Below are 16,113 nucleotides of genomic sequence, written 5' to 3'. Positions count from 1 at the left end.
TAATTTCAGAAAACAAATACTGAATTCATTATTCTGAATACCTATAAAAAAGACACCCTATCTTATTATTTTAATAAAATAAACCATCAATTTTGCCGGTTTACATCGCCGCTGTTATATATTTTAAATTGCGTTTAAACAATTTTTATAACATGGCTTTCATTTTTTTTTAAGAGCATTGCCATTGATAAAGAAAACTACCGCAGCCACAACCACTATATGGCCCCAATTATGAAATAACCATTAGACACCGCGGTAGCATACACTACCTTTTAAGTAGTCTTTATCACTATTAACTAATCAAATACAAAATCCGTTTCGTTAATCTTAACACTTTCAATTTTTCAGATTTAACAAGATGTCTTGATTCATAAAGCCTAAATCACAAACTCTGTTATCGTAAAATTAAGTATAAATACTTAATTTGAAGCGTAAAAATTAAGTAATCTAAAAAATTTGTAAGATTAACAATTTAAGAATACTCGTTTTACGGATTTTATAATATTCGTCTAATAATTATTTAAGTTTTATCATTATATCAAAAAGCAACCTACTAAAGCACTATATAACAAATACTTAATAAAACTTAAACGTTTACTCCATTTCCTTTTCAAACTTATCCACCAGCTGAGGCGTTGCTTTATCGGCCATTTTTTGCACCACTCTATGCATCCAAATTAAACAGATAGCTGATAAGAATAACATTAATATCCAACAGCTTGACCACAATCCAGTGCCTTCCAATAAGTACCCGAATAAAATTGGGCAAACGAAACCACCTAGTCCACCAAGAACGCCGACCATACCGCCTACAACACCAACTTCTTCAGGGAAATAGTCAGGAATATGCTTATAAACGGCAGCCTTACCAATACCCCAAATAGAACCTATAATTATCGCAATAATCGCATATATCCATAAATTGGCTTGAAAGAAAATATGTGTATTTCCTTTAGCAATTAACTGTTTCTTTTTAACCTCATCACCCTTCTGAACAAGCACTTCTTGCCAAGACTCCTTCACAGGAAAAATATGGAAACCTTCATCGACGTTGGTAAGTTTGTCTGTTTTACTTTTCACAGGATATTTAACACCATTAACTTCGATATAAGTTGAACTCACATCGGTAACTGTTCCGGCGGATTTAGCCATTATTCCTTTTCCAGCTGCATATATATCCATTTTAGGAACGATTAAAATCGCACTAAAAATTAAAGAAGACCCTAGCACCCAATACATCACTTTTCTAGCACCCACGCGATCGGACAACCAACCACCAAAAGCTCTAATAACTCCAGAAGGCAAACTAAAACAAGACGCCAAAAGTCCGGCGGTAGCTAAATCTAATGCATAAACATTAGTATAATAAGGCACTAACCATCCCGCAAAAGACACAAAACATCCAAAAACTAAGAAGTAATATAATCCGAAACGCCAAACTCTAATACTTTTAAGCGGCGCCATCATTCCTTTTAAGCTCTTAGTACTTGAAGCAGGCTTCTTATTTTTAGTCGTTAAGAAAAATATAACCGCCATAAGCACCAATACTGCAGCATAAATTTTAGGCATTTCTCTCCAACCATCTAAATTGGTTTTACCATCGGTTAAGTAATCCAAAAGTTTAGGACCTACTAAAGTAGTTATCGCAGCCCCTGCATTACCAGCACCAAAGATCCCTAGGGCAACACCTTGTCTTTCCTTAGGAAACCAAATAGATGAAAATGCAATACCTACGGCAAAACTAGCACCTGCAATTCCAAAACCTAAACTACATAATGCGAAAGACCAAAAATCGTTAGCATAAGACAACAAATACATAGGAACAGCACATAACAACAATAAGCCCGTAAACACAGGTTTCCCGCCTAGTTTATCGGTTAAAACTCCGGCTGGCAATCTAAATATAGCACCCGTTAATACAGGAATCCCTATTAACCATCCTATTTCAACACCAGACCAATTGAAAACTTGATTGTCTACTAAAAATGTCACCAATATGCCATTTAACAGCCAAGCTGCAAAGCAAAAAGTAAAGGCTAAAGTATTTATAAAGAGTATTTTATTTGCACCTTTAGTTGTATTCATTTCAATAATAGTTTAAAATTTATAATACAGATATAACTAATTCTTGAAACAAAATTAAGTATTTATACTTAATTTTAAACATCTAAAACTACGTAATTAAACAGAAATATGAGTTTGACAATTTAAGTTTAATGATATTGAAGAATCACTAAAATAAAAGGGGAATTTTAATTGAAATTATCGATTTTAGTAGTTTTCATCAAAAGAATCATTAGTAATTAAGACGCAACCTTTATTAAAAATTTTCATCTACAAAACAAATACTTAAAATGAAATACAAATATTGTTTCCTACTACTTCTATTAATTCTCATCAATTGCGACAAATCGAATGAACCCATTGTTTCTAACGAAACTTTGATAGTCGGTAAATGGGAACTAACTTAAGCATATATAAGTGCTGGCGGCCCCCAATACTGGATAGATGTTGAAAACGGCCATGACATTGATTTTTTAGAAAACGGATCATTTACGTCTAGTAGATTTACCGAATGTTCTACTGGAAACTTTTCAATAAATGAAAACAAATTACTTCTGAAATATAACTGCCAGGATTTTCATAGTGTATCTGAAAACGAACAAGGCTATATAACTTATGATTTGGAATTTTATTCTGATTACTTTATCGTTTCACCCACGAGTGGCCCCATTTGCATTGAAGGTTGCAGTTATAAATATCAAAAAAAATAACTTTTACCAACAATAAATCGCCAAGCAACCTCCAATGTGAAGTTAGCAACACTAAACTACCAAGATAACAGGCAGCGCTCCCTTATTTTACAAGGAACATGTGAATTTATACTAGATCGAATTCCTTAGCCTTATTGCTAAGTTCCATCAAATTTTTAACCTCTAACTTTTTCATCAAGTTAAAACGATGTACCTCAGCGGTACGTTTGCTGATTTGAAGTTCTTCAGCAATATCCTTATTATTTTTAAGTTGCAATACTAAATTAAGTATTTGCTTTTCACGCTTTGTAAGCTTAAACGGATCTTTTACAACCTTTTTCTCTGGAACTACTGCAGCGTTTGTGTTGCCATTAACAAAGTTATTCATAATGATTGCAGACACATCACCAGTAAAATACTTACCACCAGAAGCCACATTATTCAGCGCTTTGATAAACTCTTCCTTACTAGCTCCTTTTAACAGATAACCATCGGCTCCAGCCTGAATGGCTTTTAACACATATTCCTCGGAATCGTGCATAGATAATACTAAAGTACGAACATCAGGATATATTTTACTTATAACACCAACCACTTCAATACCGTTCATTTCGGGCATTCTAATATCAACAATTAGTACATGTGGTTTAGTCTCAGCAACAATTTCCAAAGCTTCCTTTCCATTTGAAGCCTCGGCAATCACTTCAACTCCAGATTGATCTTCTAAAAGTGCTCTTATTCCATCTCTAACCAAAACATGATCATCGGCAAGCACAACATTAATAATATCCATAACCTTTAATTATAGCACAAAAGTAATAAAATTAAGTAAAACTACGTATTTATCCTTTCAGTGCTGTTATTTGAATTTCAATTTTCATTTTATCATCAGCCAAACCCGCTGAAATCATAGTAGCTGCAGGTTTTATGTCGCCAAAATACTTATTTAAAACAGGCCTACAGGCTTTAAAATCTTCTGCTTCAGGCAAAATATACGTAACTCGAACCGTATCTTTCAAACTAGCCCCTGCTTCCTCTAGTGCTTTTATGATATTCACAAAACATTGTTCGGTTTGCTCAACAACATCATCACTAATACGCATCGTTTCATAATTGTAACCTGTAGTTCCCGAAACGAACACCCAACCATTCTGAACAACCGCCCTAGAATAACCTATCTTATTTTCAAAATCGGACTTTGAACTGATTAATCGTCGTTCCATATTTATACACCTTTAAAGCACCAAAAAGTAAGTATTACTTCTCTTTCAATGGGATATTTAGGGTTACACGTGTACCTTTACCTGGTTCAGAATTTATAAAAAATCGACCGTTAATGTATTTAATACGTTCTCTCATAAAGGTCATCCCCATACCCCCATCACCATTTTTAATATTTTTAACCTTACTCGGATTGAAACCAATTCCGTTATCATCAATAACAATACTCAAAATATCTTCACTATGAGATAATGACACCAGAATATGTGAGGTTTCAGCGTATTTAATCGCATTATTAATCGCTTCTTGAGTGATGCGATAAATATTAATCTCGGTTAAAGAATCTAATCGCTGATTAAAATCGGTTTTATTAAACAGCATAATTTGTTTTCCGGTAAGCTTAGCCAATTCTTGAGTTAACTTCGTAATGGCTGGCACGATACCATGATCGGTTAATTCTGGCGGTGTTAAATTAAAGGTTGCCGTTCTAATACCTTTAATAATATCGGAAGCGAGCACTTTTAGGTTTTCAACTTTAGCCGTGGCTTTTTCCACATCAGTGGTATCAATACTTTCTAAATTATATTTTAACCCCGTAAGCATTTGCCCAATACCGTCGTGCACATCTTTAGCAATTCGGTTTTGCTCCTTTTCTTGGTTTTCAATAATCTTACTAGAAATGATTTTTTGCTGATTCATTTTCTCCTCGAAACTCGCTGCAGTAAGTCGGTCAATTTCAAGTTGCGCTTCTTTTCTATCGGTGATTTCGGAAGCAATAATGAGCAACTCCGATTTATCTTCGGTAGGACTATATGGAATGATGGCCATTTCCAACCATACATCTTTTCCTGCTTTGGTTGTCGCTTTTACTTCACCCTGCCAACCTGTTTTTTTATACTTTACCACTAACTCTTCAATTAGTAACTGTTCGTTTTCAACGGTTGACAACACTTTCCAAAATAAGCCTAAATCGTTAAGTTTTGAATAGGTAAATAAGCGTGAAAACTTATTACCCATATGTACGATTTGACCATTTTGTAAAATACGAGCAAATAATAAGGTATCATCCATAGCGCGACTTAAAGCACGCAATTCCTTAATGGATTTTTCTTTAGCCAAACTAAGCTCATCGGCATCAAAAGCCATTTTCTTGGCACGTTTTTCGGCATACAATAACTCTGAAAGCGTGGATCTCACCGATTTCGCTGCAGGCCAGAAAATGAATAAAAATTCTGCCAATAATATGAGTAAGGTTAACGCTGTAAGCCATGACTCTAGCCTACGCAGCCATGCGACTTTCTTCTCGGCCTCAAGATCGTATTGATTTACGATATCGTCCATCATCAAGAGAAAATCACCTTCATTGTCTCTTACAATGTTCACCTCGGCATTTAAAGCAGCTAAATTTAAGTCAGGAGACTGTTCAATTTCGGAAATAATGGTTTGCGTAGCGAAACTCATTTTATCAAAAACGGGATTCAGTACAGCAAAACGGGCTCTTACATCGGCCGAATTGGTATCAGGAAGCCCTAGGCTATCATTACCATTTTGAAGGGCATGATGCGAAAGTTCCCAAACATTAAGCGTTTCCTTTATTCTATTTTTTAAGGCTATCCGCTCTTCAAGCGATTTTTCTGAAGTGAGTGACACGACGTTTTTAGTCAGTTTCTGACTTAACATACGTTGTCGCCCTGCAACATTTATGACCGAAGAATCTGTTTCCTGATTAGAAAGGTGATTACGAATTAGAATTTGACTAACAATGACAGAGACCGCGATGGCACTTAAAGCAATAATATAAAGCCGGCTTAATTTATCAAACGTACTTTGGTCTAATGAATTTCCGTGCTTCGTCATATATTACATCTTATGAAATTGCTTTTTTAACGAGTTCAAGACTTTTCTCTGAATAAGGTAACTTCAGTGCGGCTTGATGTCCATCTTCCGACATTTTAACCCAAGTTTTCTGAAGAATATCTATAATTTTCTCGTCGTCATGTTTCGCTGCGAATTCTTCGAAATAATAATCTAAAAACACCAAACAGATGGTATCTTCTAGAATTTGAGTTTCTTCATTCTTTTTAATGAGCTTTTTATTTATTAATAAAGACACTCTATCAATAAATTGTTGATCGTAGCCTACTTGCTCTAAAATTTCAGCAGTAATTTCGGCGTGCATTTTCTTTAAAGTTTCACGCCATTTTAAATACCCTACACGATCCATAGGGTACTCATCTCTTGCTATTTTCCAGCGGCAGATGTGTTGTGCTCTTGCCGCGATTTGAAGTGCCTTTGAAGCATTAGGGTTAAATTGCAGTAACTTCCTTGTCATACGCTGTGAATACAGCAATTCTTTAGGGTATTCTATACCTGCAACGTGGTATGTATTAGTATCTTCGGCGTTTTTTTTATCTATTAAAGCTATTGCGGTTTCAAATCTTGTAGGCTTCATATCTATATATTGTATTACTTTTCATTATTCTGAAAAGCCAATATACACATTTTCTCCTTCAATTTTTACTGGATATGTAGCAATAGCATCCATATCTCCATTTAAATTTTCGCCATTCTCTAATGAGAAAGTTTTTTTATGTAACGGACAAGCTACTTTTGGAATTCCTTTATCATCTCCAATCATACCTCTTGATAAAACCATTTCCATTTTATGCGGACAAACATTTTGGCAGGCATACCATTTGTCCATTTTTGCGAAATTGAAAACAGCTATTTGCTTGTCTTTATATTTCACACAAGCCCCTCCATCTTGAGGAAAATCGTTTACCGATGCGGCTTTAAACCAAACCTTGACATCTTCTACTTTGGTTGTTGCGTATTTATCTAAAACTAATTCCATACTTACTTAAATTTTATTACTATTAATTCCAAGGTTCTGGCATTTTTTGTTCTCTCATAGGGACAAAAACCAAGTTATCATCTTCGTCTTCACTATTTACAAAGTGATTGAAACGCTTCATCATTTCAGGATCATTAACTGCTTGCGTCCATTCGCACTCAAACTTATTAACAAGGGTTTCCATTTCATTTTCTAAATCTGAGGCAATCCCTAATTTATCGTCTATAATCACTTCTTTTAAGTAATCCATACCACCCTCTAAACGCTCTTGCCATGCAGCAGTACGTTGTAAAGGCTTAGCTGTTCTCATATAGAACATTAAGTATCTATCTAAATATTTAATAACAGTTTCATTATCGATTTGCTCAGCTAGAAGTTCGGCGTGACGCGGCGTTGCTCCTCCGTTTCCACCTACGTAAAGGTTCCAACCACCATCAACAGCGATAAGTCCGAAATCTTTTCCACGCGCCTCAGCACATTCACGAATACATCCAGAAACTCCACCTTTAATTTTATGTGGTGCACGAATACCTCGGTATCTGTTTTCTAATTCAATACCAAAACTTACACTTTCATCCATACCATAACGACACCATGTAGATCCTACACATGTTTTTACAGTACGTAACGATTTACCGTAAGCATGACCACTTTCGAAACCATGACTAATTAATTCCTTCCAGATTAATGGTAACTGTTTTAATGTTGCACCAAATAAATCGATACGCACACCACCTGTTACTTTAGTATATAAATCGTATTTCTTAGCAATCTGTCCAAGAGCAATAAGTTTATCTGGAGTAATTTCTCCCCCTGGTACACGTGGTACAACAGAATAGGTTCCGTTTCGTTGAATGTTCGCTAAGAATCTATCGTTAGAATCTTGGATAGCGTACTCTTTATTAGCCGTATCGGCATGAATAGAAGCCATTAACGACGCTACTAGAGGCTTACAAAGCTCACATCCGCAACCTGTTCCATGGTTATCTATAACTTCGTTAAAAGTTCTATAGCCTTTAATTTTAATTATATCGTATAGTTCTTGTCTTCCTAATTCGAAGTGCTCACAAATGGTATCTTTAACTTCAATACCAAGCGATTTTAAGGTGGCATCGGTAAGATCTTTTACCATAGGCTTACAACCACCACAACCAGTTCCTGCTTTAGTGCAAGACACAACATCTCCTAAATCTTTAGCCTCACCACTTTCAATAACACCACAAATCTGTCCTTTTGTAACGCTTTCACAAGAACATATTTGAGCCTCATCTGGTAAATCCATTACATCACCAAATGCACCACCACCTTCGGTAGCTGGTAAGATTAATTGAGCAGGATCTTCTGGAATAGCCATACCATTTAGGTAGATTTGGTGTAACATGCTATAATCTGAAGCATCACCAACTAAAACCCCTCCTAAAAGCGATTTCCCATCTAGGCTAACGTTAATACGTTTATATAAATACTGTGTTTTATTTTCAAAAATAATAGAATGGCCTTTAGACGGTGGCATAAACGGCTCACCAAAACTTGCTACATCTACCCCAATTAACTTTAGTTTGGTAGACATGTCAATGTCTGCAGGCATTAATTTTTCGGTATTCCCGATAATTTGATTTACAGCAACCTCAGCCATATCGTAACCAGGAGCAACCAATCCGTAAATCATTTGATTGTACAAAGCGATTTCACCAATGGCATAAATATTAGGATCTGACGTTTGCATTTTGTTATCAACTACAATGCCGCCACGAACACCCATTTCTAAACCACAGGTTTTTCCTAGTTCGTCTCTAGGTCGAATACCTGCCGAAATAACAAGCATATCCACATCTAGAACATCATCTTCGCCAAATTCCATTCCTGTGATTCGATCATCACCTAAAATCTGATTGGTCGCTTTACTTAAGTGTATATTTAAACCAATAGACTCCAATTTAAGTTGCAGTACTTGACTACTTCTCAAATCCAATTGTCTTGGCATTAATTTATTTGCAAACTCAACAATATGTGGCTCTAAGCCCATATCCTTAACCGCTTTACCAGCCTCTAAACCTAATAAACCACCACCTAGAACGGCTGCTCTAGCATTTGGATTTTCAGCTTTAATCTTAGCAGCGTAAGCCAACATGCCTTCTAAATCTTCAATGGTTCTATATACAAAAACCCCTTTTTTCTCTACCCCTCTAATTGGCGGTACAAAAGGTGCAGATCCTGTTGCTAAAACTAAATAATCATAAGAAAATACGCGATCACTTACCGTAGTAATTGTTTTTTTCCCTCTACTTATATCTACGACACGCTCGCTAGTTACCAATTCGATACCGTTTTCCTCATACCATGTGCTAGGAGCCATCTCTAAAGCTTCGGCGTCTTGGTTTTCAAAAAACTCACTTAAGTGAACTCGATCGTAAGCAGGTCTTGGCTCTTCTCCAAAAACCGTGATCTTAAAGTCTTTACTTTCTTGGGTTGCTACAAATTTTTCACAAAACTTATAACCAACCATTCCGTTTCCAACTACAATTATTTGTTTCATAATTACGTATTTGAAAACAAAACTAAGTATTTATACTTATTTTACACTGTGTTTTTCTAAGAATTTTTCACAGAAAGCCGATTATTGTCGATTTCTCAAATTGATTTACGATTAATTGCTTTTTAAGAAAATTAAAGGATGAGTTTTAATGAAAACCCTAAAGAATCTCAATTGTAACACGGATACTCTTGGATGCGGGCGTTTTCGCAGTATGCGCAAAACTATCTAGCGGCACCAAAACATTCGTTTCTGGAAAATAAGTAGCGCAACAGTTTTTAGGAATATCGTAACCAACAACCTTAAAACTACGTACTTTTCTAGTTATTCCATTGAATTCCGACTTCAAATTAACCACCTGATGCTCGGTTACCCCCCGTTCTTGCATGTCTTCACGGTTCAAAAACACAACACGTCGGTCGTTAAACACACCACGGTAACGATCGTCTAAACCATAAATCGTGGTATTAAATTGATCATGACTACGTATGGTCATCATTACCAATTCGCCGTCCTTTAACTTCCAATCTGGCATTTTATTAATGGAAAAGTTAGCTTTTCCTGTAGAAGTATTAAATTTTCTAACCCGCGCTCCATTAGGTAAATAAAATCCTGAAGGATTATTTAAGCGCTTATTATAACTATCGAAACCAGAAACTACCTCTTCAATATCGTTTCTCACCAAAGTATAGTCGTCTTTATACGCTAACCAATTAATTTTAGAACGTTCCTTTAAAGTAGCGTGTGCGATACCACAAACTACAGCCACTTCACTTAGAAGGTCTTTAGAGCAGGGTTCTAAAACACCTTTAGTTGAAGATACGACACCCATAGAATTTTCAACACTTTGAATTTGAAGCCCCGATTTCTGATAATCCTTTTCGGTACGTCCTAAACAAGGAAATATGAGTGCTTCCTTTCCTGTTACCAAATGTGAGCGGTTAAGCTTAGTACTTACATGCACCGTTAAATTACAGTTTTCTAACGCTTTCGCGGAATATAAGGTATCGGGAACCGCCGAGATAAAATTACCACCCAAACCAAAAAACACTTTGGCCTTTTTCTCGTACATGGCTTTTATGGCCTCGATAACGGAATAACCGTGTTTGGCACTGGGTTTAAATCCGTATTTGTCTTCAATTTTATCTAAAAAAGCCTGAGGCGCTGCTTCAAAAATCCCAACCGTTCTATCGCCTTGAACATTGGAGTGCCCACGAACAGGGCAGGTTCCTGCGCCTTCTTTACCAATGCTTCCTTTTAAAAGCAGAAGATTAACAACTTCGCGAATATTATCAACAGCATTTTCATGTTGTGTTAAGCCCATAGCCCAACAAATAATGATTTTATTTTTGTTTAAAACCAAATCAAAAACATGATTGAAAATATCTAAAGACACCCCTGAATCCGCTAAGCAATCCTCAAAATTGTAAGTTTTTAAATCTGCTATAAAAGCATCATATCCATGGGTAAATTCATTTATAAATTCCCTATCGAATACACCACCTTGACTCTCTTCAGCTTGTAATAACTTTAAAAGTATGGCTTTAAAAAAGGCCACATCACCATTAATCGTAATAGGCACAAATACATCGGCAATTTGTGTTCCGCCGGTTAATAATTTTATAGGGTTTTGCGGATTGGTAAACCTAACTAATCCTGCTTCTGGTAGCGGATTTATAGCCACCACCTTTCCGCCATTATTTTTACATTTCTCTAATGCGGTTAACATTCTAGGGTGGTTTGTTCCTGGGTTTTGCCCCACGACTAGCACCAATTCTGCTTTGTATAAATCATCTAAAGTCACCGAACCTTTACCAATTCCTAGAGTTTCAGACAAGGCGCTGCCACTGGCTTCATGACACATATTTGAGCAATCGGGTAAATTAGAAGTTCCAAACTCTCGAACAAATAATTGGTATAAAAAAGCCGCTTCATTTGTGGTTCTTCCCGAGGTGTAAAAAACTGCTTCATCTGGAGAATCTAAAGCATTTAAATGCGAACCAACCTTATTAAAAGCGTCTTCCCAGGAAATGGGTTGATAATGAGTGGCGCCTTCAGCAAGAAACATCGGTTCCGCTAATCGTCCAGATTTTCCGATTTCAAAATCGCTCCATGTGGCTAATTCATCAACGCTGTGTTTATTAAAAAAATCGGCACCAATAGTTTTATTCTGAGCTTCTTCAGCAATAGCTTTTAATCCGTTTTCACAAAATTCTCCTAGTGATGACCTATCATCATCAGGATCTGGCCATGCACACCCCGGACAATCGAAGCCTCCTTTCTGATTCATTTTTCGCGCCAACACAAAAGCATCTTTTAGATTCATGTACTTTGTTGTTTGCTTAACAGCCGCGATTAGCCCGCCAAAACCAACACTATTTACTGGTGGTTTTGCGGTTTTTAGATCGTGAAATTCTTCAGGTGTAAGTGCTTTTTCTTTAGGCGAGGAACTCATAGTTGTTATGTATTTCTATCAAATATCGCATTTTTAAATCAAAAAAACATCTCTCAGAAAAATTGCTAAAACATACTACTTAAATTGACTCGGATTTTTCCCCGTGTATTTTTTAAAAATCTTGTTAAAATGACTAGCATCTACAAACCCCAATTTATCGGCAATTTGATTTACTCCTAAATTTGATTGTTTTAATAAACGTTCGGCCATTTTTATTTTAGTTTGAATAACATATTGTTGCATTGAAATACCTGCGTGTTTTTTTATAAAAGTACTTACGTAATTTGGCGACATATAAAAGACTTCTGCAATGTGTTTTATATTGATAAACTCTTTATTTAACACGTGCTGCCTGATGTATGCGAGTATATTCTCAATTTTTTCTTTATCCGAAATTGTATCATTACTTCTGTTTTTCACACTCGCCTTTATATTTCTAGAAAGCACCATTAAAAGTGCTCCAAATAATTCAGTAAGTACGTGCCTATTATAAATCAATTTGTTATTTATTTCGGCCTTTATTAAATGGTATAAACCCGTAAGTTGATGCTTATCATTTTCGTAATACACAACAGATTCGGCAATAATGTTAGAATGAAAAATTACGGTTTCTATTTTACTTTGTCCGTAAACCTGAGCGGAAAAGGTCGATTTTTCTAAAAATAGCTGTTCTGTGAATTTTATAATTCCAAAACGCGATGGCTCTGCTACAACAAATTCATGCTCATCCTTAGGCGTTAAAAAAAAGATATCTCCAGTTTTATAATGTACGATACTGTCGTTTAACACATGCTGCCCAGAACCTTTTAACACAAAGGTAATTTCGAAAAAATTATGCTTATGCCTAGGGTAGCCCCATTCACTAACGGCATCAAATTCAATAACATCTAAATCTTTTGTAATATAAAAACGCTGCGACATAGAAACATATAATTATACAAATATACAATGGATTTATACAACATTAACTTTTAAGTCTCCCTGTACCTTTGTCTTATCATTTAAAACTCAAACCATGATTAATAAAACAGACATATTAGAAGCTTACAAATTTAGACATGCCTGTAAGTTATTTGACACTAATAAAAAAGTGAGTGATGACGATATGAATTTCATACTTAAAACTGGCATGTTATCTCCAAGTTCTTTTGGTTTTGAGCCTTGGCATTTTGTTGTCGTTCAAGATCCTGAATTAAGAAACAAATTAAAAGAAAGCGCATGGGGAGCCACCGCAAAGTTAGATACGGCAAGTCATTTTGTTCTAGGATTAACCATGAAGTCGCCTTTAACAAAATACGACAGCAGCTATATTAAAGAGTTTATGAGAGACATTCAAGAATTACCCGAGAATGTAATTGAACAAAAAGGCAGTATGTATGAAGCGTTTCAAAAAAGTGATTTTGATTTATCTGACGACAGAAAGCTTTTCGATTGGGCTTCAAAGCAGTGTTACATTCCTTTGGCAAATATGATGACAAGTGCTGCCATGATTGGCATTGACTCTTGTCCTATTGAAGGGTTTAATCAATCTGTTAGTGAACATATTCTTAAAGAAAATTTAGGGATTGACACCAACTTATTCGGACTATCGTACATGGTCGCTTTTGGATACCGTGTGAATGAACCGCGAGAAAAAACCAGAAGGACTCTAGAAAACGTTGTAACATTTATATAACAAAAATGCTCTAAAGTGCTTACATCACGGTTAATTGATTAATTTAGAATGTAGATAACAATTTCTAATTTAATTATAACACTATAAATCATGAATCATAAAAAACGATATAAAATCATTCTTGTTACCATGTGGGTGATTTATTTAGCCTATGAAGCCTATTTATACTTCGTCTGGGCTCCAAAAGAAGTTGGTGCTATTATTAGAGTTGATTTATTCATTTTATGGCCCGTACTTTTTTTCGTAAGCATATATCTACTGTATAAAATATTCAAAAAATAACATGTCTCATACAATCAATTTATTTTCAGCATACCAATCTAAAGATTTAAAATTAAAAAACCGCTTTTTAATGGCTCCTATGACACGTTCTAGAGCTTCCCAACCCGGCGATATTCCTAATGCCTTGATGGCTGAATATTACGGACAAAGAGCTGAAGCTGGAATTATTATAACGGAAGCCACTCAAGTTTCTTTACAAGGAAAAGGTTACGCCAACACTCCAGGTATTTATACCCAAGCACAAATTGAAGGTTGGAAATTAATAACCGATGAAGTTCATAAAAAAGGCAGTAAAATATTTTTACAATTGTGGCATGTAGGACGGGTTTCTAGCTCGAAAGTTAATGGCCTACAACCTATTGCGCCTTCAGCCAAAATAGCCAAGGAAACTAATGTATATGTTTTTGATGGTGCACCAAACGGCGATGCTACGTTTGTGCCGGTTGAAACACCTAGAGCTATGACCAAAGCAGACATAAATCAGGTGATTGAAGAATTTAAAATAGGTGCAAAAAATGCCATTGAAGCTGGTTTTGATGGTGTTGAAATTCACGGTGCTAACGGTTATTTAATCGATCAGTTTTTAAGAAGTAATTCCAATGAAAGAACCGATGAATATGGCGGAAGCAAAGAAAATCGTGTGCGATTATTAACCGAAATCACTCAGGCAGTAGCCGATGCCGTAGGACCAGAAAAAACAGGGGTTCGACTATCACCCTTCATTAGTTTTAAGGATATGAACGATCCTGAAATTTTGGAGACTATTAAAATCGCTTCTAAAACCTTAGGAAAAATTGGTGTGACTTACATTCATTTATGTGAAGCCGATTGGGATGATGCTCCTGAAATCCCCGCTGATTTTAGAGTCACTTTACGTGAAAATTTCACGAATACCATTATAGCTACGGGAAACAAAACGCCAGAGCAAGCCAATGAATTATTAGCCGAAAACCTGGTGGATTTAGTAGGTTTTGGTAGAAAATTTTTAACTAATCCGGATTACCCAACACGCGTTAAATTAAATGCTAAAATGAACGAAATTAGTGATACACATACCCTATTTGGTGGCGGAACAGCTCGTGGGTATACCGATTATCCTTTTTTGTAGAATTTGTTTATAATGAGAAGCTGAAATAAATTCAGATTGAGGTAAGATCAACTTTTTAGGTTTTTAATTTTACAAGTGTATTACATACTGTAAAATTATAATTCATTTTCTTCATAAATAGACTCCACAAACTCCAGCGCCCGTTTTTCGTTGTAATGCACATTTTTTTTAGAAATAAACCCCACATGCCCGCCATACTTAGGCATTTCTAAATGTAGATACGGATTGTTTTTAGCTTCTTTAACCGGGTAACACTCATGAGAAAGAAACGAGTCGTTTAACGCATTTATAATAAGTGTTGGTGTTTTTATTTTGGGAAGAAATTGCAAACTGCTCGCTTGCTCGTAATAGTCTAATCCGTTTTTAAAACCATGAGCGTTTGAAGTGTATATGTTATCAAAATCGAACAAGGTTTTTATACTTTCAATCTGCTCCAAACTTAAATCTTCTTGGAAGCGTTTTTGCTTATTTTTTAAGGCTTTGGAAAGGTGTTTCAAAAACCTATCGTGATATAATTTATTCTTGATGGTATGCAATTCTTTCGCAGAACCATATAAGTAACATGGCGCCGAAACGGCAATGGCCGCTTTAATTTCTTGAGGAACCGCTTCGCGTTCACCCAAATATTTAAGAATCATGTTTGCCCCTAAACTGATACCTTTTAAATAAACGTCGGTATACTTTTCTTGATTTAAAACATGTGAAATCACATCTACTAAATCTTCGGTAGCTCCCGAATGGTAGCTTCTAAATTTCAAATTGGTTTCACCACTACAACCTCTAAAATTCACACAAACAGCATCGATACCATTTTCATTAAAAAGCTTTGCTGCTCCCGTCATATACGGTCGGTTTCCACTGCCTTCCAATCCGTGAAGTAAAATGATGAGTTTATTAGTTTTCCCCTTAGCACAACTCCAATCTAGGTCTAAAAAATCACCATCACTTAAAGTAATGCGTTCCCGTTCCTGTGTTAATTGTACACGACGAAATAACCCAGAATACACCGTTGAAACGAAACCGTTTTTAAACAGAAATGAAGGTTTGTATGTGGATTCGATTACGGGCATAATGGTTAATGGTTAATGGTTAATGGTTAATGGTTAATGGTTAATGGTTAATGGTTAATGGTTAATGGTTAATGGTTAATGGTTAATGGTTAATGGTTAATGGTTAATGGTTAATGGTTAAAATAAAATTTTCTGTTTTATATCTTCAACATTTCTGGAGTT

Annotated in this window: 13 protein-coding genes; 3 read left to right on the top strand and 10 right to left on the bottom strand. The window is 35.6% G+C overall.

Features of this window, described 5'->3' with window-relative positions:
• Positions 1-594: 594 nt before the first annotated feature.
• The 9 genes from A6I66_RS04045 to A6I66_RS04005 form a co-directional block, all read right to left on the bottom strand.
• A complete protein-coding gene (locus A6I66_RS04045) occupies positions 595-2,085 on the bottom strand; it encodes an MFS transporter (RefSeq protein ID WP_067145873.1) in 1,491 nt (496 codons plus the stop codon).
• A gap of 795 nt (positions 2,086-2,880) precedes the next feature.
• The gene (locus A6I66_RS04040) at positions 2,881-3,546 is read right to left on the bottom strand and encodes a response regulator transcription factor (protein WP_067145871.1); all 666 of its coding nucleotides are present in this window, start codon (positions 3,544-3,546) and stop codon (positions 2,881-2,883) included.
• A gap of 49 nt (positions 3,547-3,595) precedes the next feature.
• Positions 3,596-3,976 carry a RidA family protein gene (locus A6I66_RS04035; RefSeq protein ID WP_067145868.1) on the bottom strand — a complete coding sequence of 127 codons (381 nt, stop codon included), beginning with the start codon at positions 3,974-3,976 and terminating at the stop codon, positions 3,596-3,598.
• A 34-nt stretch (positions 3,977-4,010) separates the two neighbouring features.
• A complete protein-coding gene (locus tag A6I66_RS04030; protein WP_067145866.1) occupies positions 4,011-5,831 on the bottom strand; it encodes a sensor histidine kinase in 1,821 nt (606 codons plus the stop codon).
• Between the two features lie 10 nt (positions 5,832-5,841).
• Complete coding sequence (locus A6I66_RS04025; protein WP_067145864.1) at positions 5,842-6,426, bottom strand: DUF4202 domain-containing protein; 585 nt, start codon at positions 6,424-6,426, stop codon at positions 5,842-5,844.
• 24 nt (positions 6,427-6,450) lie between these two features.
• A complete protein-coding gene (gene nirD / locus A6I66_RS04020) occupies positions 6,451-6,828 on the bottom strand; it encodes a nitrite reductase small subunit NirD (protein WP_067145862.1) in 378 nt (125 codons plus the stop codon).
• 22 nt (positions 6,829-6,850) lie between these two features.
• Entirely contained in the window at positions 6,851-9,364 is a 2,514-nt protein-coding gene (gene nirB / locus A6I66_RS04015) for a nitrite reductase large subunit NirB (protein WP_067145860.1), read from the bottom strand.
• Between the two features lie 157 nt (positions 9,365-9,521).
• Positions 9,522-11,816 (bottom strand): FdhF/YdeP family oxidoreductase, encoded by a 2,295-nt coding sequence (locus A6I66_RS04010; RefSeq protein ID WP_067145858.1) that lies wholly within the window; start codon positions 11,814-11,816, stop codon positions 9,522-9,524.
• Between the two features lie 75 nt (positions 11,817-11,891).
• Entirely contained in the window at positions 11,892-12,737 is an 846-nt protein-coding gene (locus A6I66_RS04005; RefSeq protein WP_067145856.1) for an AraC family transcriptional regulator, read from the bottom strand.
• A gap of 94 nt (positions 12,738-12,831) precedes the next feature.
• On the opposite strand from A6I66_RS04005, the gene A6I66_RS04000 reads away from it, so the two are divergent.
• From A6I66_RS04000 to A6I66_RS03990, 3 genes are all read left to right on the top strand, one after another.
• Complete coding sequence (locus A6I66_RS04000; RefSeq protein WP_067145853.1) at positions 12,832-13,491, top strand: NAD(P)H-dependent oxidoreductase; 660 nt, start codon at positions 12,832-12,834, stop codon at positions 13,489-13,491.
• 90 nt (positions 13,492-13,581) lie between these two features.
• On the top strand, positions 13,582-13,773 hold the full coding sequence (locus A6I66_RS03995) for a hypothetical protein (RefSeq protein ID WP_067145850.1): 192 nt from the start codon (positions 13,582-13,584) through the stop codon (positions 13,771-13,773).
• 1 nt (position 13,774) lies between these two features.
• The gene (locus A6I66_RS03990) at positions 13,775-14,881 is read left to right on the top strand and encodes an alkene reductase (protein ID WP_067145848.1); all 1,107 of its coding nucleotides are present in this window, start codon (positions 13,775-13,777) and stop codon (positions 14,879-14,881) included.
• Positions 14,882-14,976: 95 nt separating this feature from the next.
• Here A6I66_RS03990 and A6I66_RS03985 read toward each other — a convergent pair whose 3' ends face one another.
• Positions 14,977-15,951 (bottom strand): YheT family hydrolase, encoded by a 975-nt coding sequence (locus A6I66_RS03985; RefSeq protein ID WP_067145846.1) that lies wholly within the window; start codon positions 15,949-15,951, stop codon positions 14,977-14,979.
• Positions 15,952-16,113 lie beyond the last annotated feature (162 nt).

The sequence above is a fragment of the Pseudotamlana agarivorans genome (genome assembly GCF_001642835.1).
GTDB lineage: Bacteria > Bacteroidota > Bacteroidia > Flavobacteriales > Flavobacteriaceae > Pseudotamlana > Pseudotamlana agarivorans.
The sequence above is the reverse complement of the archived record's forward strand: the minus strand, read 5'-3'. Positions and strand labels throughout refer to the sequence as shown.